General features: G+C 73.3%; 21 protein-coding genes and 1 riboswitch. Of the genes, 14 read left to right on the top strand and 7 right to left on the bottom strand.

Translation table 11 applies throughout. The annotated features are described in order from the left end of the window. Positions 1 to 138: 138 nt before the first annotated feature. Positions 139 to 681: a GNAT family N-acetyltransferase gene (locus tag ACFY6U_RS36925; RefSeq protein ID WP_390045376.1), complete on the bottom strand. Its 543-nt coding sequence runs from the start codon at positions 679 to 681 to the stop codon at positions 139 to 141. Between the two features lie 173 nt (positions 682 to 854). Between ACFY6U_RS36925 and ACFY6U_RS36920 the strand changes: the two genes are divergently transcribed. Continuing rightward, positions 855 to 1,976, top strand: a complete 1,122-nt coding sequence (locus ACFY6U_RS36920; protein WP_390045374.1) for an MBL fold metallo-hydrolase — start codon at positions 855 to 857, stop codon at positions 1,974 to 1,976. On the opposite strand, the gene ACFY6U_RS36915 is transcribed toward ACFY6U_RS36920, so the two are convergent. Beyond that, on the bottom strand, positions 1,969 to 2,550 hold the full coding sequence (locus ACFY6U_RS36915; protein ID WP_390045373.1) for an XRE family transcriptional regulator: 582 nt from the start codon (positions 2,548 to 2,550) through the stop codon (positions 1,969 to 1,971). The genes ACFY6U_RS36920 and ACFY6U_RS36915 overlap by 8 nt on opposite strands. Before the next feature lie 265 nt (positions 2,551 to 2,815). Between ACFY6U_RS36915 and ACFY6U_RS36910 the strand changes: the two genes are divergently transcribed. Both ACFY6U_RS36910 and ACFY6U_RS36905 read left to right on the top strand, forming a co-directional pair. Further along, entirely contained in the window at positions 2,816 to 3,865 is a 1,050-nt protein-coding gene (locus tag ACFY6U_RS36910; RefSeq protein ID WP_390045371.1) for a hypothetical protein, read from the top strand. Between the two features lie 94 nt (positions 3,866 to 3,959). After that, complete coding sequence (locus ACFY6U_RS36905) at positions 3,960 to 4,328, top strand: antibiotic biosynthesis monooxygenase family protein (RefSeq protein ID WP_390045369.1); 369 nt, start codon at positions 3,960 to 3,962, stop codon at positions 4,326 to 4,328. Here ACFY6U_RS36905 and ACFY6U_RS36900 read toward each other — a convergent pair. Continuing rightward, entirely contained in the window at positions 4,325 to 4,975 is a 651-nt protein-coding gene (locus ACFY6U_RS36900) for a phosphotransferase (RefSeq protein WP_390045367.1), read from the bottom strand. The genes ACFY6U_RS36905 and ACFY6U_RS36900 overlap by 4 nt on opposite strands. A gap of 54 nt (positions 4,976 to 5,029) precedes the next feature. Beyond that, positions 5,030 to 5,161, top strand: a riboswitch (cobalamin riboswitch). A 108-nt stretch (positions 5,162 to 5,269) separates the two neighbouring features. On the opposite strand from ACFY6U_RS36900, the gene ACFY6U_RS36895 reads away from it, so the two are divergent. From ACFY6U_RS36895 to ACFY6U_RS36870, 6 genes are all read left to right on the top strand, one after another. Further along, positions 5,270 to 6,493, top strand: coding sequence for a prenyltransferase/squalene oxidase repeat-containing protein (locus tag ACFY6U_RS36895; RefSeq protein WP_390045365.1), 1,224 nt, complete (start codon positions 5,270 to 5,272; stop codon positions 6,491 to 6,493). Further along, entirely contained in the window at positions 6,490 to 7,119 is a 630-nt protein-coding gene (locus ACFY6U_RS36890) for an SCO2322 family protein (protein WP_390045363.1), read from the top strand. Before ACFY6U_RS36895 ends, ACFY6U_RS36890 begins: the two co-directional genes overlap by 4 nt. A 499-nt stretch (positions 7,120 to 7,618) precedes the next feature. Beyond that, entirely contained in the window at positions 7,619 to 8,647 is a 1,029-nt protein-coding gene (locus tag ACFY6U_RS36885) for a CbiQ family ECF transporter T component (protein ID WP_390045361.1), read from the top strand. Further along, the gene (locus tag ACFY6U_RS36880; protein ID WP_390045359.1) at positions 8,644 to 10,263 is read left to right on the top strand and encodes an ABC transporter ATP-binding protein; all 1,620 of its coding nucleotides are present in this window, start codon (positions 8,644 to 8,646) and stop codon (positions 10,261 to 10,263) included. The genes ACFY6U_RS36885 and ACFY6U_RS36880 overlap by 4 nt, the downstream gene beginning before the upstream one ends. Next, positions 10,260 to 11,069: an ECF transporter S component gene (locus tag ACFY6U_RS36875; RefSeq protein ID WP_390045357.1), complete on the top strand. Its 810-nt coding sequence runs from the start codon at positions 10,260 to 10,262 to the stop codon at positions 11,067 to 11,069. Before ACFY6U_RS36880 ends, ACFY6U_RS36875 begins: the two co-directional genes overlap by 4 nt. 338 nt (positions 11,070 to 11,407) lie before the next feature. Then, positions 11,408 to 11,821, top strand: coding sequence for a transglycosylase SLT domain-containing protein (locus ACFY6U_RS36870; RefSeq protein ID WP_390045355.1), 414 nt, complete (start codon positions 11,408 to 11,410; stop codon positions 11,819 to 11,821). A gap of 292 nt (positions 11,822 to 12,113) precedes the next feature. On the opposite strand, the gene ACFY6U_RS36865 is transcribed toward ACFY6U_RS36870, so the two are convergent. Beyond that, positions 12,114 to 13,349: a cytochrome P450 gene (locus ACFY6U_RS36865; RefSeq protein WP_390045353.1), complete on the bottom strand. Its 1,236-nt coding sequence runs from the start codon at positions 13,347 to 13,349 to the stop codon at positions 12,114 to 12,116. 287 nt (positions 13,350 to 13,636) lie between these two features. On the opposite strand from ACFY6U_RS36865, the gene ACFY6U_RS36860 reads away from it, so the two are divergent. Further along, complete coding sequence (locus tag ACFY6U_RS36860; RefSeq protein ID WP_390045351.1) at positions 13,637 to 14,806, top strand: steroid 3-ketoacyl-CoA thiolase; 1,170 nt, start codon at positions 13,637 to 13,639, stop codon at positions 14,804 to 14,806. 136 nt (positions 14,807 to 14,942) lie between these two features. On the opposite strand, the gene ACFY6U_RS36855 is transcribed toward ACFY6U_RS36860, so the two are convergent. Further along, positions 14,943 to 16,988 (bottom strand): bifunctional glycosyltransferase 87/phosphatase PAP2 family protein, encoded by a 2,046-nt coding sequence (locus tag ACFY6U_RS36855; protein WP_390045349.1) that lies wholly within the window; start codon positions 16,986 to 16,988, stop codon positions 14,943 to 14,945. Between the two features lie 382 nt (positions 16,989 to 17,370). On the opposite strand from ACFY6U_RS36855, the gene ACFY6U_RS36850 reads away from it, so the two are divergent. The 3 genes from ACFY6U_RS36850 to ACFY6U_RS36840 all read left to right on the top strand — a co-directional run bounded on the left by ACFY6U_RS36850 (position 17,371) and on the right by ACFY6U_RS36840 (position 20,948). Next, positions 17,371 to 18,753 (top strand): MFS transporter, encoded by a 1,383-nt coding sequence (locus ACFY6U_RS36850; protein ID WP_390045347.1) that lies wholly within the window; start codon positions 17,371 to 17,373, stop codon positions 18,751 to 18,753. 251 nt (positions 18,754 to 19,004) lie between these two features. Next, positions 19,005 to 20,165 (top strand): DUF2330 domain-containing protein, encoded by a 1,161-nt coding sequence (locus ACFY6U_RS36845; protein WP_390045345.1) that lies wholly within the window; start codon positions 19,005 to 19,007, stop codon positions 20,163 to 20,165. A gap of 111 nt (positions 20,166 to 20,276) precedes the next feature. Further along, positions 20,277 to 20,948 carry an O-methyltransferase gene (locus ACFY6U_RS36840; protein ID WP_390045343.1) on the top strand — a complete coding sequence of 224 codons (672 nt, stop codon included), beginning with the start codon at positions 20,277 to 20,279 and terminating at the stop codon, positions 20,946 to 20,948. A 28-nt stretch (positions 20,949 to 20,976) separates the two neighbouring features. Here ACFY6U_RS36840 and ACFY6U_RS36835 read toward each other — a convergent pair whose 3' ends face one another. Beyond that, positions 20,977 to 21,366, bottom strand: coding sequence for a hypothetical protein (locus ACFY6U_RS36835; protein ID WP_390045341.1), 390 nt, complete (start codon positions 21,364 to 21,366; stop codon positions 20,977 to 20,979). Positions 21,367 to 21,467: 101 nt separating this feature from the next. On the opposite strand from ACFY6U_RS36835, the gene ACFY6U_RS36830 reads away from it, so the two are divergent. Beyond that, positions 21,468 to 21,911, top strand: coding sequence for a DUF1992 domain-containing protein (locus ACFY6U_RS36830; protein WP_390045339.1), 444 nt, complete (start codon positions 21,468 to 21,470; stop codon positions 21,909 to 21,911). A 28-nt stretch (positions 21,912 to 21,939) separates the two neighbouring features. On the opposite strand, the gene ACFY6U_RS36825 is transcribed toward ACFY6U_RS36830, so the two are convergent. Next, the gene (locus ACFY6U_RS36825; protein WP_390045337.1) at positions 21,940 to 22,479 is read right to left on the bottom strand and encodes a hypothetical protein; all 540 of its coding nucleotides are present in this window, start codon (positions 22,477 to 22,479) and stop codon (positions 21,940 to 21,942) included.

The following is a 22,479-nucleotide window of genomic DNA, read 5'->3' as shown; positions in this document are numbered from 1 at the left end:
TGTCATTCGTCCGGGACGACGGCACGGAATATCGCGACCGCCCGTTGATCACCCCGAGTACGGGCCCTGTACGGGCCCTCGTACGGGCCCCAGGCCCAGACACGGACCTGGACCTGAGGTCCGGGCCTGGACCCAGACCTAGGACTTCGAGGCCTGCTGCCACTCCTCGGCGAGGAGTCCGAGCAGCACCTCGTCCACGAACTCGCCCATCACCCAGGCCGAGGAGCGCAGCACGCCCTCGCGGACGAAGCCGTTGCGCTCGGCGGCGCGCAGCATCGCGGCGTTGCCTGCCAGGGTCTCGATCTGCAGGCGGCACAGGCCGCGCACGACGAAGCCGTAGTGGCACAGGACCGCGACCACGTCGGTGCCGTAGCCCTGGCCGCGGGCGGCAGGCAGCAGGCCCAGTCCGAGGTGCGCGAGGCGGTTGTGGGTGTCGATGCCCCACAGCGTGGCGGTGCCGACCAGCGTGCCGCCCGCCAGCTCCACCACGGAGAACCTGACGCTCCCGTCGTCCTTGTGGTCCACCGTGAGCCGCGGGTCCTTCGACCCGGCCGGTACCGGCCGCCACGGATCGCTGTCGACCAGCGAGGAGTAGACCACGTCGTCGTAGAGCTCGGCCCGCAGGACCGGGATGTCCTCTTCGTGCCGGGCCCGGAGCCCGACCGTGCTGCCTCTGAGCATGCGTGCTTCCTATCCGGCCGGACCGGCCGGCGGCAAACCGTTTTGCGGCCGCCGCAGGCCGGAGCGTCGTCAAGTGAACTTCGCCCACCGCCTGTCTGACGTGTCATCAGGTCTCGTTATAGTGGGCAGTGGCCGTGGGGCCGGCGGGACCGGGCGGGGGCGGAGGAAGGCTGATGACGGACGGTCTGGGCGAGTCGGCGGAGGTGCGGCCGGAGGTCGCGGTGCGGGATCTCGGCGGGGGTGTGCGGTCGGTCGCAGTGCCCATCCCGGACAATCCGCTCGGCCACACGCTGGTGTACGTGATGGACACCGACCGGGGGCCGGTGCTGGTCGACACCGGCTGGGACGACCCCGAATCGTGGGACGTGCTGGTGGCGGGGCTGGAGGCGTGCGGTACGGGCGTCGGCGAGGTGCACGGGGTCGTCATCACGCACCACCATCCCGACCACCACGGCCTGTCGGGGAGGGTGCGCGAGGCGTCCGGGGCCTGGATCGCGATGCACGCGGCCGACGCGGCGATCGTGCGGCGGGCCCGGGAGACCCGGCCGGAGCGGTGGTTCACGTACATGGCGGCGAAGCTGACGGCCGCCGGGGCGCCGGAGGAGCACGTCGCGCCGCTGCGCGGCGGACCCCGCCGCAGCACCCCGCCCGGCCTGGCCCCCGCCCTACCCGACCGGGAGATCCTCCCCGGCGAACTCCTCGACCTCCCGGGCCGCCGGCTGCGCGCCGTCTGGACGCCGGGGCACACCCCCGGCCACGTCTGCCTGCACCTGGAGGAGGAGCACCCCGCCCAGCTGCCGGGCCACGGACGCCTGTTCTCCGGCGATCACCTGCTCCCCGAGATCACCCCGCACATCGGCCTCTACGAGGACCCCGACGACGGTGGGGGTCCCCCCGCGCGAGCGCAGCCGAGCGTGGGGGACGTCACCGACCCCCTCGGCGACTACCTCGACTCCCTGGAACGCGTCGGCCGCCTCGCCCCCGCCGAGATCCTCCCGGCCCACCAGTACACCTTCACCGACGCACCGGCCCGGGTACGCGCACTGCTGGCCCATCACGAGGAACGCCTCGCCGGCCTGCTCTCCCTCCTCCAGCAGCCGCTCACACCCTGGCAGTTGGCGGTGCGGATGGAGTGGAACCGCCCGTGGGACCAGATCCCCTACGGCTCCCGCAACATCGCCGTCTCGGAGGCCGAGGCCCATCTGCGGCGCCTGGTGAAGCTGGGCCGGGCGGAGGCGGTGGCGGGGAGCGAGCCGGTGACCTACGTGGCGGTACAGGCGATGCGGCTCAGTTGACCGCACCCTCGGCGGTGATCAGCATTTCCGCCAGGTCGGCGAGGGTGGCCAGTTGGCGGGGGTTCATCTGGGGTGCGCGGGCCGCGAGGCGGACCAGGCCGCTTTCGCGGAGGCGGGAGAGCGGGTCGGCCCGGGCCTCCAGGCTCTGGAGCACCGGCTGGAGCGCCTCGTACAGTGCCTCGGGCTCGTCGGCGGTGAAGAAGCCGGGCGGGAGTCCGAAGAACCGCCGCAGCCGGTCGGTGTGTTCGAGGCTCGGCAGCCCGCTCTTGCGCCACTCGCTCAGCCACTGCCGGCTGGTGCCGGCGATCGCCGCGAGCTCGCCCAGCGAGTACCGCTTGCCGTCCGGGCGGCGCCGGTTCTCGCGGATGAAGTCCAGCCGCTGCCGCACCCGTTCGGCGAGCCCCGCCTCGGGCGCGGCCCCGCCTGCGAGAAGTTCGGCGACCACCCCGACCGGGATCCCGGTGCGGTACGACAGGTCGGCCACGTCCAGCGCCTCGGAGAGCCGTCCCGGACGTCCGGTCAGCTCCCCGAGCCGTTCCAGTACGCCGGTCAGCGGGGCATGGGCGTCACTCACCAAGGTCCCCCTGGACGCGCGTGATCGGTCGGCCGGCCGAGCGGGGCCGGGCAGACGCGAGGCTATCGAATCACCGGTCCCGCCCACCAGACATGACAAGAACCGCTGCCCAAGAGGGCAGCAATTGTTGACATATGACGGACCGACACGAAAGGATCACGTCACCAGGCCACGGTCGAACCGACCCGCCCCGGGTGCCGCCTATGGGGGAGTGGCATCCGGGGCGACCAGCCGCCCCGCCTCCTCCCGGAAGGTGAGGCGACCGATGCCGCAGCCCGTGCTGCTCCTCGGTGCCGGACACCGGTGCGCGTACGACGAGTTCGTGCTGACGCGCATCGCCGCGGCCCGCCCGGTGCTGCTGGTGGACGCCGCGCCGCCCGCCTGGGCACAGTCGTGCCTGGCCGGTCACCTCGCGGCGGACCCCGGCAAAGGCGGCGCGACAGCGTCGGCGGTGGTACGGTTCGCGGCCCGGCACCGGGTCCGCGGCGTGCTGACCTACTCGGGCGAGTACGCGGTCGCCGCCGCGAGGATCGCCGGGCAGTTGGGGCTGCCCGGCCCCTCCCTCGCCGCGGCCGAAGCCTGTACCGACCCGCCCGTGTTGCGCGCGCTGCTGGCCGCCCGCACCGTTCCCACCGGCGACCCCGGCGACCTCGGCGCCCCCGGCGCGCCCCGCGTCTCCGCCGAGACGGTCGTCCTCGACGGCGAGATCCGCATCGCCGCCATCACCCGTACGACCCTGGGCCCGGCGCCCGCCCGGCAGCCGCTCCGGCACACCGTGCACGCCCACGACGGCCTGCTGCACAACCGTTTCCTGCGCCTGGCCGTCGACCGCACCGTGCACGCCCTCGGCGTCGACCGGGGTGTCCTGCACATCGGCCTCACTCTCACCGACCGCGGCCCCCGGGTCACCGACGTCGCCCCGCATCTGCCGGGCGACCTGATCCCGCTCCTCGTCAAGCGGGCCACCGGTGTCGACCTCGCCCAGGCCGCGGCCGCCCTCGCCACCGGCGAGGTGCCCGACACGACGCCCACCCGGCAGCGGGCGGCCGCGATCCAGTTCGCCTACCCTGCCGCCACCGGCCGCCTCGACCGCCTGGACCTCTCCCCCGACGCCGCCCACGAGTCCGGCGCCGACCGCATGCTCCTCACCCAGCACACCGGCACCCACGTCACCGCGGGCCCGCACGCCACCGCCGCCGACCGGCTGGCCCTCTGGGTGGCGCTGGGCGAGACCCCGAACGCCTGCGACGACGCACTGCGCCGCATGGCCCGCCACCTGTCGGCGGAGATCACCCCGCTCGCGAACGCGGCCTAAGGGTTTTGGCCAAGAGTCAGGAGTTCGATCCCGTGTGCATCCCGTTCGGGAAAGAAACTGGATCGCCGGGCGCGTCCCGCCCTACGGTGCCGCCATGAGCAATCACCCGGAAGCGCCTGTCGCGCCCGTCGAGGCCTACGAACCCCCTTACTACGTGGCCGTCTTCACCACGGTGCGGACCCAGGACCAGAGCGGCTACAGCGAGACCAACGCACGCATGGAGGACCTGGTCAAGGACATCCCCGGCTACCTGGGGATGGACCACGCACAGACTCCCGGCGGGCTGGGCATCACCGTCGGGTACTTCCGCGACGCCGAGGCGCTCACCCGGTGGCGGACCGACGCCGAGCATCGCGCGGCGCAGCAGCGCGGGCGGGCCGAGTGGTACGAGAGCTACACCCTGCACGTGGCGAAAGTGGAGCGGAGCCACGGCTTCACGCGGGGGTCGGCGCTCGAAGGCTAGAAGGCGATCGACCGTATCAACTGCCCCGCCGCACCCAGGACTTCGACTTCCCCTCGGCTCATCGTCGGATTGGCCGCCCGGCGGCGCAGGGCCTCCGTCAGTCCCTCCTCTGTCAGTTCGCCGGGGTCGGCGAGCAGGGCCGGCAGCATGTCATGGGCCAACGGGTACGCGCCGAGGGCCACTTGGGCGAGGATCACCGCGGACATGCCCCAGTCGAGTCCGGGCGGCCCGTCCTCGGCGTTGCTCCAGTCGATGACCCGGGGACCGTCGGGGGTCATCATCACGTTGTCCGGATGCAGGTCGAGATGGAGGACCCGGGCGCCGGGGTCGGCCGGGTCCCGGCCGGGCACGGTGTGCAGCTCCCGCAGCAGCGAGGCGAGCAGCGCACCGCCCTCCGCCGGGCCCGTCTCCCCCGCCAGCAGCGCCGCCAGCATGGTGGGCCCGGACAGCCGCTCCATGACCAGTTCGGTACGGGACCCGGTGGGCCGTACCCGGGGCGCCGGGTACCCGTACTCCCGTACGTACGTCATCACCGCGCCCTCGGCGGCCGCGTCCCCCCAGCCGTCCCGGTCCCGGCGCAGCACCCAGGCCTCGTCGAGCTCGTACACGTCGGCCGAACGCCCTGAACCGAGCAGTCTCCCCGTCATGGCAGGACCATAACGAAACGGTCCCCGCACAGCCCCCTCTCAGCTTCCCCGGGGCGGCCGGTAAAGTAGCCGGGTCGTCATCACCCGTACGGGGGGAAGCCGGTGCAATTCCGGCGCTGACCCGCAACCGTGAGCCACACGCCCCGTGGCAAGCCGGACCGCCGCGCCCGGGACGTTGATCGGCTCGTGTGCGCCGGCACCCGTCGTCGCACGGCACCGTCGAGGTTTACGGAGCCGAGCCGCCGGGGTCTCCCGCGCTGCCCGGCTCCCCGCAGGGAGAGGCACCCGCCGACCATGACCGTTCTCCGCCGCACCGCCGGAGTGCTGGCCGCCACCGCCGTCATCGGTACCGCCACGCCCGCGACGACCGCACTGGCCGCCGGCAGCACGTCCCCGTCACCGTCCGCGTCGGCGGTGCTCCCGTCGGGGCTGTACGGCGCTACGGACCCCAAGTTCGACGGCGTCTGGCGCCAGTCCCTCGCTCTGCTGGCCCAGCGCGCGGTGGGGGTGACCCCGGCCGTGAAGGCGGTGGACTGGCTGGCCGGGCAGCAGTGCGCGGACGGCGCGTTCGCCGCGTTCCGCGCCGAGCCGACGGCGGCCTGTGACGCCAAGGTGACGGTCGACACGAACAGCACGGCCGCCGCCGTACAGGCACTGAAAGCGGTCGGCGGGCACGACGCCGCCGCGGACAAGGCCGTGACCTGGCTGAAGTCGCAGCAGAACAAGGACGGCGGCTGGGGCTACACCCCGGGCTCGCCCAGCGACACCAACTCCACCGGCGTGGTCGTCGGCGCGCTCGCGGCGGCCGGCGCGAGCGCGCCGAGGTCGCCGTACGACCTCCTCGCCAAGTGGTCCCTCCCGTGCGGCCAGGACGGTGGCGGTGCTCTCGCCTACCAGCCGGACAAGCAGGGGAAGCTGGCCGCCAACGCGGACGCGACGGCGGCCGGCGTGCTCGGAGCCCTCGGCAAGGGGTTCGTGACGACGGCCGGGAAGGCCCCGGCGAAGGGCCCCGCGTGCGCCGACTCCGGCAAGACGCTCACGCGGGAGGAGGTGGCCCGCAACGGCGCCGCGTACCTGGCGGACGCCATGTCCACGACCGGCCACCTCGTCTCCGCGCTCCCCGGCGCCACCCCGCAGCCGGACTACGGCAACACCGCCGACGCGGTCGTCGCCCTGGCCGCGCAGGGCTGGACCGCGCAGGCGCGGAAGCCGTACGCCTGGCTGGAGGCGCACGCCGCGCCGTGGGCGGCGCAGAGCGGGCCCGCGGCCTACGCCGAGCTGGTCCTCGCCGCGCACGCGACGGGCGCGGACCCGCGCGACTTCGGCGGCACGAACCTCGTGACGGCGCTGAACGCGACGGGACCGGCCCCGCAGGCCGCCACCGCGAAGCACGCCGAGAAGCACAGCGAGGGGAAGAAGTCGGGCAACAGCGTGTGGTGGATCGTCGGCACCGGGCTCGTCGCCGGTATCGGCATCGGCTTCCTGTTCAGCGGCCGCCGGAAGCAGCAGCAGCCGTGACCGCGGTCCGTCGTGCGGCGCTGCTGCTCCTGGCCGCGCTGACGCTGTGCGCGACGGCCGCCGGGCCTGCGGCGGCCACCGGCTACCGCTACTGGTCCTTCTGGGAGCGGGCCGGCGCGCACTGGACGTACGCCACGCAGGGCCCCTCGACCGCGCAGCCCGCCGACGGGTCGGTCGAGGGGTTCCGCTTCGCGGTGAGCGAGGACTCGGCGGACGCGTCCCAGCCGCGCGGCACGGCGGACTTCGGGACGATCTGTGCGGACACCCCCGCCGTCGCTGGCCGCAAACGGGTGGGGCTGGTCGTCGACTTCGGTACGACGGGGGACGCGCCGTCGGGAGAGCGGCCGCCTGCGCGGCGGACGGCCTGCGCGGTGGTGTCCGAGGACGCGACGACGGCGGAGGCACTGGCGACGGTGGCGAAGCCGCTGCGGTACGACACGAACGCGTTGTTGTGCGCGATCGGGGGGTATCCCTCCCGGGGCTGCGGCGAGAAGGTGACGGCGACGGCGGGGGCCGGGGGTACGCCGGGCAGCGGACCGTCGCTCGGACCGGCGGCCGGTGTGGGAGTTGTCGTGCTCCTCGCCGCGGGAGCCTTCTGGCAGACACGGCGGCGCAGAAATGCCTGACACCGCGGGCCGGTGGGAGCTTCCCGCGCAGTTCCCCGCGCCCCTGACGGGGCACGTTCCAGCCTTGGACAGTCGCACCACCGCGGGCCGGTGGGAGCTTCCCCCGCAGTTCCCCGCGCCCCTGACGGGGCACGTTCCAGCCTCGGACAGTCGCACCACCGCGGGCCGGTGGGGGCTTCCCGCGCAGTTCCGCGCGCCCCTGACGGGGCACGTTCCAGCCTCGGACAGTCGTGCCGCCGCGAGCCGGTGGGGGCTTCCCGCGCAGTTCCGCGCGCCCCTGACGGGGCACGTTCCAGCCTCGGACAGTCGTGCCGCCGTGGGTCGGTGGGGGCTCGCGGCCCTTGCGGGGCACGTTCTGGCTGCGGGCAGTCGTGCCGCTGGGGCGGCACGGGTGGGCGCAGCGGCACCCCGCGAGCGCGGGCGAGTGAAACCCGCCGTCCCCCGGCACCAGCGTCGCTCACCCGTACACCCCGGCGCCTGGTGGCTCTGGTCGCTCTCGATGGGGGTCGCGGCGTCGCGGACCACCAACCCGCTCCTCCTCGGGCTGCTCATCGCGGTCACCGCCTACGTCGTGGCCGCCTGTCGCAGCCGGACCGCCCCCTGGGCGCGCTCCTACGCCGCGTTCGCGCGGCTCGGCCTCGCCGTCCTCCTCGTGCGGCTCGCGTTCACCGTCGTCCTCGGCTCGCCCGTCCCCGGCGCGCACACCCTCGTCACCCTCCCCGAAGTCCCGCTCCCGCACTGGGCCCAGGGCATCCGCCTCGGCGGCCGGGTCACCGCGGAGGCGCTCGTCTTCGCCCTCTACGACGGGCTCCGGATCGCCACCCTCCTCATCTGTGTCGGTGCCGCGAACGCGCTCGCCAACCCGGCCCGGCTGCTCAAGTCCCTGCCCGGGGCCCTGTACGAGCTGGGCGTGGCCGTCGTCGTCGCGCTCACCTTCGCCCCGCACCTCGTCGCCGACGTACAGCGGCTGCGGGCCGCCCGGCGGCTGCGCGGCCGTCCCGACTCCGGCATCCGCGGCCTGCTCCAGGTCGCGCTCCCGGTCCTGGAGGGCGCGTTGGAACGGTCGGTCGCCCTCGCCGCCGCGATGGACGCGCGCGGGTACGGCCGCAGTGCCGACGTCCCGGACCGGGTCCGCCGTACGACGGCCGGGCTGACCCTCGGCGGTCTGCTCGGCGTCTGCGCGGGGCTGTACGGGCTGCTCACCACCGAGGGCGGCGGCTACGGGCTGCCCGTCCTGCCGGCCGGGGTGGCCGCCGCGCTGGCGGGGCTGCGGCTGGGCGGCCGGCGTTCGCCACGCACCCGGTACCGGCCGGACCCGTGGGACGCGCGGGCCTGGCTGGTGTCCGGGGCGGGCGCCGCCGTCGCCGCCCTGCTCACCCTGGCGTCCGTCCGCGACCCGGCGGCCCTGCAGCCCGGTGTCGTACCGCTGGTCGCCCCCACGCTTCCGCTCTGGCCCGCGGCCGCCGTGCTGCTCGGCCTGCTGCCCGCCCTGATCGTTCCCGAGGGTCCCGAGGAGGAGCCGTCGTGATCCGTTTCGAGGACGTCTCCGTGACCTACGACGGCGCGGCCCGACCCGCCGTGCAGGGGGTCGACTTCGAGGTGCCGGAAGGGGAACTCGTCCTGCTGGTGGGCCCGTCCGGGACCGGGAAGTCGACGGTTCTGAACTCCGTGAGCGGGCTCGTGCCGCACTTCACCGGCGGCACCCTGCGCGGGCGGGTGACGGTCGCCGGCCGGGACACCCGGACCCACCGGCCGCGTGAACTCGCCGATGTGGTGGGCACGGTGGGGCAGGACCCGCTCGCCCACTTCGTGACCGACACGGTGGAGGACGAACTCGCCTACGGGATGGAGTCGCTGGGGATCGCCCCGGCCGTGATGCGGCGGCGGGTGGAGGAGACCCTCGACCTGCTGGGGCTCGCCGAACTGCGGGACCGGGCGATCGCCACGCTCTCGGGCGGACAGCGGCAGCGGGTCGCGATCGGGTCGGTGCTCACCCCGCATCCCGCGGTCCTGGTGCTCGACGAGCCGACCTCCGCCCTCGACCCCGCCGCCGCCGAGGAGGTGCTGGCCGTGCTGCAGCGGCTGGTGCACGACCTGGGCACGACCGTGCTGCTGGCCGAGCACCGGCTGGAGCGGGTCGTGCAGTACGCCGACCGGGTCGTGCTGCTCCCGGGGGCCGGGGCCGCGCCGGTGTGCGGGACGCCCGCCGAGGTGATGGCCGTGTCGCCGGTGTGTCCGCCGGTGGTGGAGCTGGGGCGGCTGGCCGGGTGGTCGCCGCTGCCGATGACCGTGCGGGACGCCCGGCGCCGGGCGACGGCGACCGGGCTGCGGGAGCGCCTCGGCGGACGGGTCCCGGAGCAGCGGCCCGCGACCGCCGCGGCCGGCCCCGCGGCTCCCCTCGCCGAGGTCCGTTCCCTCGGCGTCCGCCGGGGCCGGGTCGACGCGCTGCGGGGCGTCGATCTCACCGTCGCCGCCGGGGAGACCGTCGCCCTCATGGGGCGCAACGGCGCCGGGAAGTCCACGCTGCTGGGCGCCCTGGTCGGGCTGGTCGAGCCGGGCTCCGGCGCGGTGCGGGTCGGCGGCGCGGTCCCGCACCGCACCCGCCCGCGCGACCTCGTGCGCCTCGTCGGGCTGGTCCCGCAGGAACCCCGTGACCTGCTGTACGCCGACACGGTCGGTGCCGAGTGCGCGGCCGCCGACCGGGACGCCGGGGCGGCGCCGGGGACCTGCCGCGGGCTGGTGTCCGGCCTGCTGCCCGGGGTGGCGGACGACACGCACCCCCGCGATCTCTCCGAGGGGCAGCGGCTCGCCCTCGCGCTGGCCGTCGTCCTCACCGCCCGGCCGCCGCTGCTCCTGCTCGACGAGCCGACCCGGGGCCTGGACTACGCGGCGAAGGCCCGGCTGGTGGGCGTGTTGCGCGGGCTCGCCGCCGACGGGCACGCGATCGTGCTGGCCACGCACGACGTGGAGCTGGCCGCGGAGCTCGCGCACCGGGTGGTGCTGCTCGCGGAGGGCGAGGTCATCGCGGACGGGCCGACCGACGACATCGTCGTCTCCTCGCCGTCCTTCGCGCCGCAGGTGACGAAGGTCCTCGCGCCCGAGCGGTGGCTCACCGTGGCCCAGGTCCGCGAGGCCCTGGCGTGACCGGCCCGGTGCGGCTCGGCCCCCGCTCCCTCGTCGCCCTGCTCCTCGTCAGCGCGGTCGGGGTGGTCGCCGTCGGCTGGCCGTTCCTCGCCCCGCCGTCCTCCCGGATCGCCTCGCACGCCCAGGACGCGCCCTGGCTCTTCGCGGGTCTGCTGGTGCTGCTGGTCGCCGTGCTGGCGGCGACGATCGCGGAGTCCGGGCTGGGTCCGAAGGCGGTCGCCATGCTGGGCGTGCTGGCCGCGACCGGGGCGGCGCTGCGGCCGGTCGGCGCCGGGACCGCCGGGATCGAGCCGATGTTCTTCCTGATGGTGCTGAGCGGGCGGGTGCTCGGGCCGGGCTTCGGGTTCACCCTGGGCTCACTCACCATGTTCGCGTCGGCGCTGCTCACGGGCGGGGTGGGGCCGTGGCTGCCGTTCCAGATGCTGGCGATGGGCTGGTTCACCATGGGGGCCGGGCTGCTGCCGGGTGCCGGGCGGCTGCGCGGCCGCGGTGAGCTGGCGCTGCTGGCGGCCTACGGCTTCCTGGCTGCCTTCGCCTACGGCCTGGTCGTCGACCTGGCCGGCTGGCCGCTGCTGGCCGGCAACGCCTCGAACCTCGCCTTCGACCCGCACGCCGGGCCCGCCGCCAACCTGGCCCGCTTCCTCGCCTACAGCCTGGCCACCGCCATGGGCTGGAACCTGGGCCGGGCCCTGTGCACGGTCGTCCTCACCCTCCTCCTCGGTCCGGCACTGCTGCGGGCGCTGCGCCGGGCCACCAGGCGGGCCGCTTTCGAGACCGCGGTCACATTCGACGGTCCCGGGACGTGAGCCGTCGTACGCGCCCGGTGACGCGACCGGTGAAGCACCCCACATGACGCACGTCACCTACGATCCGGAACAGTAGTCGGACTTTGCCGCTATGTCTGTTTTGCCACCCATGCCGACCTGCGGTTTGAGAGCCACGCCACACACCGGACCAAACCCGCCTATGCGACCACCACTAGTAAAAGGGGTGATTGCGGACGGCTTTCGGGCCTGCTTGTCTGGACGACGTCGCCAGGCGCCACGAGCCCACAGCGGGCCGCGGCGCCGACGCATACGGACAGCCCCCACGGGTGGTTCCGGAGCACACGGCGACTCCCTGTCCCCGACGAACGAGGTTCTCCGTGTCCGTGTCCTTCATCCGCCGCATCGCTTCCCCGAAGAAGGCCCTCACCACCGCCGCCGTGGCCGCTGCCGCCGCCGGCATGGCCCTGACCGCGGCGCCCGCCCAGGCCGCCACCACGTCGGCCTCCTCCGCCCAGGCGATCGCGCACAAGATGATTCCGGACGCCGCGCAGTTCAACGCGTTCAGCAAGATCGTCTCGCACGAGAGCGGCTGGAACCCCTCCGCCACCAACTCCTCCTCCGGCGCCTACGGCCTGGTCCAGGCCCTGCCCGGTTCGAAGATGGCGGCTGCCGGCTCCGACTGGAAGACCAACCCCGCCACCCAGATCAAGTGGGGTCTGGACTACATGAACTCCCGCTACGGCAGCCCCACCGCCGCCTGGAGCTTCTGGCAGGCCAACGGCTGGTACTGAGCCGGCCGACCCGCGCGCACCCGCGGTCGATCGCGGCCGAGCCGCGCACCCGCCGCTGATCCCCGGCGCCGCGCGCCCCTGAACCCCGGCACCCTCGCCCCTTCTGCTGGGCGAGGGTGCCGACGCATGTCCGGACACCGCCGGAGAGGGCGGTGACCGGCGTCTCGGGGGAGGCAGGAACGGGGCGTAGGGAGGGGGTGCTCCTGCCTCCCTCGGGACGGGCCGGCGGCGCCGGGAGCCGTCGGCCCGGGTCGGAGGGGTGTCGTGCGGCGCGCCTCGGGTCCGAGGCGGCCTACGCGGTGGTGACCTGGAGGTGCTTCACACCGTTGATCCATGCCGAGCGGAGCCGGTCCGGGTCGCCGGTCAGGCGCAGGTTCGGCATCGCGTCGGCGATCGCGTTGAAGATCAGGTCGATTTCGAGGACGGCCAGGGACTTGCCGAGGCAGTAGTGGGGGCCGCCGCCTCCGAAGCCGAGGTGGGGGTTGGGGTCGCGGGTGATGTCGAAGGCGTCGGGGTCGGTGAAGACCTCGGGGTCGTGGTTGGCGGAGGCGTAGAAGACGCCGACCCGGTCGCCCTTGCGGATCAGCTTGCCGCCCAGTTCGGTGTCCTGGGTCGCGGTGCGCTGGAAGGAGTTGACCGGTGTGGCCCAGCGGACGATCTCCTCGGCCGCGGTCGCCGGGCGCTCGCGCTTGTAGAGGTCCCAGGCCTCGGGGTGGGTCAGGAACGCGTGCATGCCGTGGGTGATGGCGTTGCGGGTGGTCTCGTTGCCGGCCACCGCGAGCATCAGCACGAAGAATCCGAACTCGTCGGAGTTGAGGTTGCCCTCGTCCTCGGCGGCGACCAGCGTGGAGACGATGTCCTTGGCCGGGCACTGCTTGCGGTCGGCCGCCATGTTCATCGCGTAGGCGATCAGCTCGGTGGCCGACTCTGCGCCCACCTCCTCGGTGATCGCGTACTCCGGGTCGTCGTACGAGATCATCTTGTTGGACCAGTCGAAGATCTTGGCCCGGTCGTCCTGCGGGATGCCGATCAGTTCCGCGATCGCCTGGAGGGGAAGCTCGCAGGCGACCTCGGTGACGAAGTCGAAGGGGCCGGAGTGCGCACGGGCCGCCTCGACGATCGCCCCCGCCCTGGCGCGCAGCCGCTCCTCCAGGGCGCGGATGGAGCGCGGCGTGAAACCGCGCTGGATGATCTGGCGGACCCGGGTGTGCTCGGGCGGGTCCATGTTCAGCAGGATCAGCCGCTGGGCGTCGATCGCGTCCCGCTGCATGTGCTCGCCGAAGCGGATGATCGCCGTGTTGAGCCAGGACGAGAAGAGCTCGGGGTGCGTGGAGACGTACTTGACGTCCGCGTGCCGGGTGACGGCCCAGTAGCCGTCGTCCGCGAAGCCGGCGATGCCGTGCGGCTGTTCGATCCAGCGGACCGGTTCGGCCTGGCGCAGGGCTGCGAACTCCGGGAGCGGCACCCGGTGATGGAGCAGATCGGGGTCGGTGAGGTCGAACCCGTCGGGCAGCGCGGGACAGGGCATGGCGACTCACTCCCACCGTGTACGGACCTGGACGTGTCGGCGTTCCTGCGGCCGTTCCGACAGCCGTTCTGACGGACCATCAGAAATGCCGGTTGCCGAGAAGGTAATAACGGGTTCTACAACTCGCAAGGGGCACGGTCACCCCAATTGCATGCACCCCTCTTGCGATTGTGGACGGCCTGTCAGCAGACTGCACCCAGAACTAGTACGCGTTCTAGTTCTGCGTGGCGGGCCGGGCCGGGACGCCCCTGCGCCGCGCGGGTGACCGAGGAGAGGACCGAGCCCCCATGGCCGCGGAACCCGTGATCGTCGAAGCCGTACGCACCCCCATCGGCAAGCGCGGCGGCGCGCTCGCCAACCTGCATCCCGCCTACCTCCTGGGCGAGACCTACCGTGAACTCCTCGGCCGCACCGGCATCCCCGCCGACGCGGTCGAGCAGCTCGTCGGCGGCACCGTGACCCACGCCGGCGAGCAGTCCATGAACCCCGCGCGTACCGCCTGGCTGACCATGGGGCTGCCGTACGAGACCGCGGCCACCACCGTCGACTGCCAGTGCGGCTCCTCCCAGCAGGCCTCGCACATGACCGCCAACATGATCGCCGCCGGGGTCATCGACGTCGGGATCAGCTGCGGGGTCGAGGCGATGTCCCGGGTGCCGCTGGGCTCCGGCTCCAAGCACGGGCCGGGCAAGCCGTTCCCCGACGAGTGGAACGTCGACCTGCCCAACCAGTTCGAAGCCGCCGAGCGGATCGCCCGCAACCGGGGCCTGGGCAGGGAGGACGTCGACGCGCTCGGCCTGCTCTCGCAGGAGCGGGCGGCGCACGCCTGGGCCGAGGAACGCTTCAAGCGGGAGACCTTCGCCGTCCAGGTGCCGACGACGGAGGAGGAGCAGCACGCCGGGCAGGGCATGTGGCGCCTGGTCGACAAGGACGAGGGGCTGCGGGACACCTCGGCGAAGGCGCTGGCGGGACTGAAGCCGGTGATGCCGACGGCCGTGCACACGGCGGGCAACTCCTCCCAGATCTCGGACGGTGCCGCCGCCATCATGTGGGCGTCGAAGCGGATGGCGCGTGCGCTGAAGCTGCGGCCCCGGGCCCGGATCGTCGCACAGGCCCTGGTCGGCGCCGACCCGCACTTCCACCTCGACGGCCCGATCGACGCGACCCGCGCGGTGCTCGGCAAGGCCGGCATGAGCCTGAGGGACATCGACCTCGTCGAGATCAACGAGGCGTTCGCATCGGTGGTGCTGAGCTGGGCCCGGGTCTTCGAGCAGAACCTGGACAAGGTCAACGTCAACGGCGGCGCGATCGCCCTCGGCCATCCGGTGGGGGCCACCGGCGCCCGCCTCATCACCACCGCCCTGCACGAACTGGAGCGCACCGACAAGGAGTTCGCCCTCATCACCATGTGCGCGGGCGGCGCCCTGGCGACCGGGACGATCATCCAGCGGCTCTGAAAAGCGCCCGGAGTTCAGCGCCCCGAAAGGGGCGCTGGGGGTACCCCCGGCCGAAGGCTGGGGGAGGAACTGCGCGACCGGCCACGACGGCGCCGCAGCCGAACGACGTCCCACCGCACCACCTACAACCGCACGTTCACCCGGGAGCCGGTGCCGTCACCGGCTCCCGGGGCTCCCGGACCTCCTTGTCGGCCCCAGCCACCCGCAGGGCCCGCGGCCCCTGCAGCAGATACCCCACGCCGAAGCCCGCGCCGACCACCGCGGCACCGCCCACCGCGTCCAGGACCCAGTGGTTGCCGGTGCCGATGATCGCCGAGACGGTGAAGAGGGGGTGGATCAGGCCGAGCGCCTTCAGCCACCACCTCGGGGCGACGACGGCGATGACGATCCCGCACCACAGCGCCCAGCCGAAGTGCAGCGAGGGCATCGCCGCGTACTGGTTGGTCAGCTGGGTGAGGGTGCCGTAGTCCGGCTTGGCGAAGTCCTGCGGGCCGTGCACGGTGTCGATGATGCCGAGGCCCGGCATCAGACGGGGCGGCGCCAGCGGGTAGAGCCAGAAGCCGATCAGGGCGAACGCGGTGGCGAAGCCGAGGGCGGTGCGGGCCCAGCGGTAGTCGACCGGGCGGCGGACGTAGAGGACGGCGAGGACGGTCAGCGGGACGACGAAGTGGAAGGACTCGTAGTAGAAGTCGAGGAAGCTGCGCAGCCAGCCGATGCCGTACACGGTGTGGTTGGCCCAGTGCTCGATGTCGAGGTGCAGGAACCGCTCGATGTCGTGGATCTGGTGCCCGTGGCGCTCGGCACGGGCCCGCCCGGAGGTGCCGTTCCCGTCCCCGGCGGCGGCGAGCCGGATCTGCTGGTAGACGAAGTAGACCAGCCGCATCGCGACCAGTTCGAGGAAGAGGTTGGGGCGGGTCAGCACCCGGCCCAGCGAGGGGGCCAGCGGGACCTGCCGGAGGCGGGCCGGGACCGGCTCGGCGTAGTCCGTCGGGACCGGGCGGGCGAACTCCGGGGCGCTGCGGGACAGGAACGGGACGACCGTGGCCGCGGCCAGGGCGGCGAGCAGGATCACGTTGTCGCGCACGGGTATGAAGAGCGACTGGTTCGGCAGCATCGCCTTGGCGGGCAGCGTCATCACGAGGACGACCACGACCGGCCACACGGTCCGGTCGGCGGCACGCCGCCCGGCCCGGCCGACCACCGCGAGCAGCACCCACAGCAGCTGGTGCTGCCAGGCCGTCGGCGACACCGCGATCACCGCACAACCGGTGATCGCGACCGCGAGCAGCAGCTGCCCGTCACGGGCGTAGCGCACCGCGCGGCGCAGCGCGACGACGGCCACGGCCGCGCCGAGCGCCAGGAACAGGACGATCTCCAGCGGGCCGCTCAGCCCGAACCGCAGCAGGGCACCGTGCAGCGACTGGTTGGCGAGCGCGTCCGCCTCGCCGCCGAGGCCGGTGCCGGCCATGTGGTGGATCCAGTAGGTGTACGAGTCGTGCGGCATCGCCGCCCAGGCCAGCACCGTGCAGACGGCGAAGGTCGCGCCGCCGGCGACGGCGGCCCGGCGGCGGCCGGTGAACCACAGCAGCGGGACGAAGAGCAGCAGGGCCGGCTGGAGGGCGGCGGCCAGCCCGACGCACACTCCGCCGTCACGCTGCCCGCGGGCAGCGAAGCAGCCGAGCAGCACCAGCAGGACCGGGATGATGCTGGTCTGGCCGAGCCAGAGAGTGTTGCGGACGGGCAGCGAGAGCAGCAGCAGGCTGATCGCGACCGGCGCGGCCAGCAGCGAGGTGCGGCGGCTCACCGGCTGGGGCAGCGCGCGGGCGGCGACCAGGCCGAGGGCGACCACCAGCAGCAGCGTGCCGAAGGTCCAGCCCCAGCCGAGGGCCTGCTCGGCGGCTCTGGTGAGCGGCTTGAGCACCAGCCCGCCGAAGGGGGTGCCGGTGAACTGCGTCGAGTCGTACAGGGAACCCTTGACGTGCAGCACGCCGTCGGGGCCGACCCAGGTCTCCAGGTCCGTCAGCCGTTCTCCGCTCGGGGTGCCGAGGACGGCGGCCAGCTGCCGTACGACGAGGATCGCGGCCACCGCCCACAGGCCGAGCCGGGCCATTCTGAACCGTGCTCCGGCCTCCGCCCCGCCGAAAGCCTCCCCCGCTCGTCCTCCGTGTTCCACGTTCGCCACGCCTCGCCGGCCTCCCGCCCCGTTACGCACACCCACTGGTCCGCTCGATCGCTCCGAGAACCCTACGAGGCTCCCATCACCTCTGGACAGAGACGCAGGCAACCCCCACTTCACCTGACGTCCCTCCGCCTTTTGTCCGGAAGACGACCGTGCCCCGGGGGCAGGGTTGACACCACGGAGCGCGACAAGGATCACACTGCGCAACACGCATACCCCCGCGGGAGCGGGCAGACGTCCCTGCGTACAGCGCGTTTGGCTGCACTGTGCAGGTAAGCGCGTACGCGACGTAACGCCCCCAAGTACTCCTATCGTCGCTTTTCGTCCCGTCCGCCGCCGTACGGGCCGCGCCCCTGTCCCCCACGAAAGGTAGGCGAGCCCCGTTTTGGCGACCGTCACAGCAGTCACCCCGTCCGTCCAGGTCCCCGGCCCCCGTGCGACCGGCGCCCCCGCCCCGACCGTCACCGACCCCGCGCTGGTGAAGCGCGCCGTGAAGGCGGCCGCGCTCGGCAACGCCATGGAGTGGTTCGACTTCGGCGTCTACAGCTACATCGCGGTGACGCTGGGCAAGGTCTTCTTCCCGTCCGGCAGCCCGACCGCCCAGTTGCTGTCCACGTTCGGCGCCTTCGCCGCGGCCTTCCTGGTCCGCCCGCTGGGCGGCATGGTCTTCGGCCCGCTCGGCGACCGCGTGGGCCGCCAGAAGGTCCTCGCCCTCACCATGATCATGATGGCGGCGGGCACCTTCGCGATCGGCCTGATCCCCTCCTACGCGACGATCGGCGTCGGCGCCCCGCTCCTGCTCCTCGCCGCCCGCCTGGTCCAGGGCTTCTCCACCGGCGGCGAGTACGCGGGCGCGTCCACCTTCATCGCCGAGTACGCGCCGGACAAGAAGCGCGGCTTCTTCGGCAGCTGGCTGGAGTTCGGCACGCTGGCGGGCTACATCGGCGGCGCCGGCCTGGTGACCCTGATGACGGCCCTGCTGTCCTCGCACGACCTGACCTCCTGGGGCTGGCGCATCCCCTTCCTGATCGCGGGCCCGATGGGCATCATCGGCCTCTACCTGCGGATGCGCCTGGAGGAGACCCCGGCGTTCGCGGCGGAGGTCGAGAAGGCGGAGTCGTCCCGCCCGAAGGTCCCCCTGCGCGAGATGATCACCAGCCAGTGGCCGGCCCTGCTCCTGTGCATGGCCCTGGTCCTGGTCTTCAACGTCACCGACTACATGCTGCTGTCGTACATGCCCAGCTACCTGACGAGCGAGCTGAAGTACGACGAGACGCACGGCCTGCTGGTCGTCCTCGGCGTGATGGCGCTGATGATGATCGTCCAGCCGTTCGCCGGAGCCCTGACCGACCGTGTCGGCCGCCGCCCGGTGATCGCGGCGGGCTGCGCCGGCTTCCTGTTCCTCTCCGTCCCCGCCCTCCTCCTGATCCGCCAGGGCAGCCTGCTCGCGGTCGCCCTCGGCATGGGCGCCCTGGGCCTCCTCCTGGTCTGCTTCACGGCGGCCATGCCGGCCGCCCTCCCGGCCCTCTTCCCCACCCGGGTCCGCTACGGCTCCCTGTCGATCGGCTTCAACATCTCGGTCTCCCTCTTCGGCGGCACCACCCCCCTGGCGGTGACGGCCCTGATCGGAGCGACGGGGAACCTGATGATGCCCGCGTACTACATGATGGCCGCGGCAATCGTGGGCGGCTTCGCCGCCTGGCGGATGGCAGAAACAGCGGGCAAGCCCCTGCCGGGCTCGGCGCCCTCCGTGGAAGCGCCCCGATAGAAGCGCCCCGAAGGGGCGCGGGGAACTGCGCGACAAGCCCCCACCGGCCCGCACCCACAGAACCCGCGGCCCCCCTCCAGAGGCGCGGGGAACTGCGCAAATCCCCCACTCACCTGCACGTTCGAACGATCGGCCCCCTCCGCCCGTACCGTCGGTAGACAGACGGTGGCTGTCCGGAACGGCCCAGGAACCACGCCCTCCGCTATACCGTCTGCAGTCCTGATCGACGGTAGGGCGGAGGGCATCGGTTCATGATCGGCCAGCGGCGACCCCGCCGACGCACACGTTTGCTCGCCGTCCTCCTCATCCTCACCGGCATCCAGCTCGGCCGGCTCGCCGCCCCCGCCTTCGCCTGCGCCTGCGGCGCCCTCGTCCCCGACGCCGCCCAGCGGGTCACCGTCGGCCGCGAGGAATCCGTCCTGCGCTGGGACGGCACCCGCGAACAGATCGTGATGCGTCTGACGGTCGGCGGCGACGCCGACCGCGCCGCCTGGATCATGCCCGTCCCGCACCGCGCCACCGTCGCCCTCGCCGACCCGGCCCTCTTCGACCAGCTGCACACCCTCACCGCCCCGGTGCACCGCACTCGCTCGCACTTCTGGCCCGAGGACGGCGACTGGCCCCTCACCACCGGCGGCGGCACCGCCACCGGCCCGCCCGGAGCCGGCGCCACCGCCCCCCGCGTCGGCGTCGTCGGCCGCCAGCGGCTCGGCCCGTTCGACGTGGCCCAGCTGACCGCCACCGACTCCGGCGCCCTGGACGGCTGGCTGCGCAGCAACGGCTTCCCCTTCCCGCCCCGCCTGAACACCGCGCTCCAGCCCTACGTCGCGGACCACTGGGAGTACGTCGCGGTCAGACTCGCCCCGCAGACCGCGGACACCGCGCTGCGCGGCGCCCTCGACCCGCTCCGCCTCGCCTTCGCCAGCGACCGCCCGGTCTACCCGATGCGGCTGTCCCGGCTCGCGGCCACCCCGCAGTCACTCGGCCTGTACGTCCTCGCCGCGCACCGCATGGAGCCGCGCTCGGCGATCGGCGGCGACCGCCCACGGGTCGTCTACGCCGGCCGGCTCAGCCGCCCGGCCGGCGACCTGGGCGAGCTGGCCGCAGGCGCCCCGTACCTGACGGCGATCGGCCAGGAGTTCCCGTACCCGTCCCAGATCTCCGCCGACCTGGTGCTGCGGCGGGCAGCCTCGGACACCCCGTTCCAGCAGGTCGTCTACGAGGACCGGCTGCGCCAGGTGGCCGGGATCCCGGCCTGGCTGCTGACGGTCGGCACCGCGCTGCTGCTGGTCGTCACCGTCACCTCGCTCGCGGCCGTACGCCGCTCCCGCCACCCGGCTCCGCCGCCCCCGCCGGTACAGCCCCCGCCGCCTCCGACGCAGCCCCCCACGCCCCCTGCGCCGATCGGCTGAGTTCCGTACGGCACCGGGGCGGTCGATCACCGGCGCGTCCGTCGCCTGAGTAGTGCTATCCAGGTAGCTGTCACTGGACAGCCATCTGCATAGGCGAAAGGCAGCGGAAGCATGAGCGGCTCTCAGCTCTGGGACGACGTCGACTTCTACTTCACCAGCCACCTGTCACCGGACGACGAGTCGCTCCAGGCGGCCCTGCGGGAGAGCGAGGCGAACGAGCTCCCGCACGCCAACGTCACCGCCAACCAGGGCAAACTTCTCCAGCTCCTCGCCCAGATCCAGGACGCCCGGAACATCCTGGAGATCGGCACCCTCGGCGGTTACAGCACCATCTGGCTGGCCCGCGCCCTGCCCGCCGACGGCAGGCTGATCTCGCTGGAGTACAGCGCCCGGCACGCCGAGATCGCCGTCCGCAACATCGCCCACGCGGGCCTGGAGAAGGTGGTCGAGGTGCGGGTGGGGCCCGCCCTGGAGTCGCTGCCCAAGCTCGCCGACGAGAACCCGGCCCCCTTCGACCTGGTCTTCATCGACGCCGACAAGGCCAACAACCCGCACTACGTGGAGTGGGCGCTCCGGCTCACCCGCACCGGCAGCCTGATCATCGTCGACAACGTGGTGCGCGGCGGCCGGGTCGTCGACGCCGAGAGCGCCGAGCCGGACGTGGTCGGCACCCGCGCCGCGATCGAGCTGATCGCGGCGCACCCGAGGCTGACCGGCACGGCGATCCAGACGGTCGGCAGCAAGGGCTACGACGGCTTCGCGCTGGCGCGGGTCCTCGACTGACCCGGCCGAGCCGGCCGGGAGACGTTGCTCAACCCTCCTGGTAGAACCCCACGTTGACGCTGCGCGGGGCGGTGCGGTCCCGGATGACGATCTCGCCGGAGCCGCCCCGGGGCAGCGCGACCGTGCCGCCGTAGGCGATGGCCTGGGCGTACTCGCCGACGGTCAGCAGCACCTCGGAGGACGGTTCGGTCTGGGAGCCGCGCAGCCAGGTGACCTGCCAGCCGCCCTCGGGCCCGCACAGGAACTCCAGGTGCACCCGGGAGACGAACAGCCAGTCGTCGGGCGTGGCGAGCCGGCAGGCGGCGGCGTCGCGGCCCACCCGCAGCACGGCACCCGGGTCGCTGGGCGCGTCGGCCATGAGCATTCCGGCCGTCTCGCCCGCTTCTCCGGACACGGAGGCCATGGTGAGTTCGAGCACGTGCGTTCCCCCTGCGCGGTTCCTGGATCCTTCGTGATCCGTCGTGGATCTCCGGCGCATGATAAAACGCCCGGCCGGGCCACGTCCGGCACAATGGAGTCATGACCGAGCGAAAGCCACCCGGGGTGCCGTTCGAGTCCTGGGTCGACAAGCAGATCCAAGACGCCCAGCGGCGCGGTGAGTTCGATCAACTGCCGGGCGCGGGCGAGCCGTTGCCGGCCGCCCTGGAGACGTCGTACGACGAACTGTGGTGGATCAAGCGGAAGATGGCCCGGGAGGGCCTGGCGATGCTGCCTCCGACGCTCGCCCTGCGCAAGGAGGCCGAGGACGCGCTGGAGGCCGCCTGGGCGGCACCCTCGGAGCGGATCGTCCGCAAGATCATCACGGACGTCAACGTCAAGATCCGCGACATGATGTTCAAGCCGCCGCCCGGGCCCCCGCTGGGCAAGAAGCCGTACGACGTCGAGGAGGTCGTACGCGAGTGGCGGGAGCGCCGGACGGCGGCCGGGGCGGAGCGGAACCCGGAGCCGGACCCGCACGGGTGACTCCGGGTCCCGGGACTCCCCGGGCGGCTCACATGTGCAGCAGCCGGTCCGCCAGTTCGCGGTAGTCGCGCAGGGCCAGCCGGAGCTGCTCGGTGTCGGCGCTGCCGGGGTGGTTCGCGTCGGCGGACTGCCAGCTGCCGCGCAGGGTGCGGCGGCGCCGGTCGACGGCGTCGGTGAAGCGGGCGGTGATCTCCTCGACGGCCCGGTCGGCCTCCTCGACGGCCGTCCGCGGCTCGTCGACGAAACCGGTGACCGCGTGCTGGAGCCGGCGCTCCAGCTGTCCGCACTCCTCGCTGGGCATCAGCTGCCCGCCGCCGAGGCCCGCGTCCTTCTCGTGCCCCGGGCCGTCACCGGCCACCAGCACCGCCTGTCCGGGCGTACCCCGGTCGTCCCGGTCATCCCGGTCGTCCATGCGTTCGGGTTCCTCCTGTCCCGGGGTGACACCGCTCACGGAGGCGTCGCCCCAGTCGGTCGTCCCCTCCTCACGTCCCGGGGGCATCGCGGTACCGCCGGGATACACGTCGCCGCCCACGGGGCGGCGGCCCGATCCGGTCCTGGCGTCGGTCAT

Source organism: Streptomyces sp. NPDC013157 (assembly GCF_042899865.1).
Taxonomy (GTDB): Bacteria; Actinomycetota; Actinomycetes; order Streptomycetales; family Streptomycetaceae; genus Streptomyces.
Note: the sequence above shows the minus strand (reverse complement) of the source record. Positions and strands in the feature narration are given on the sequence as shown.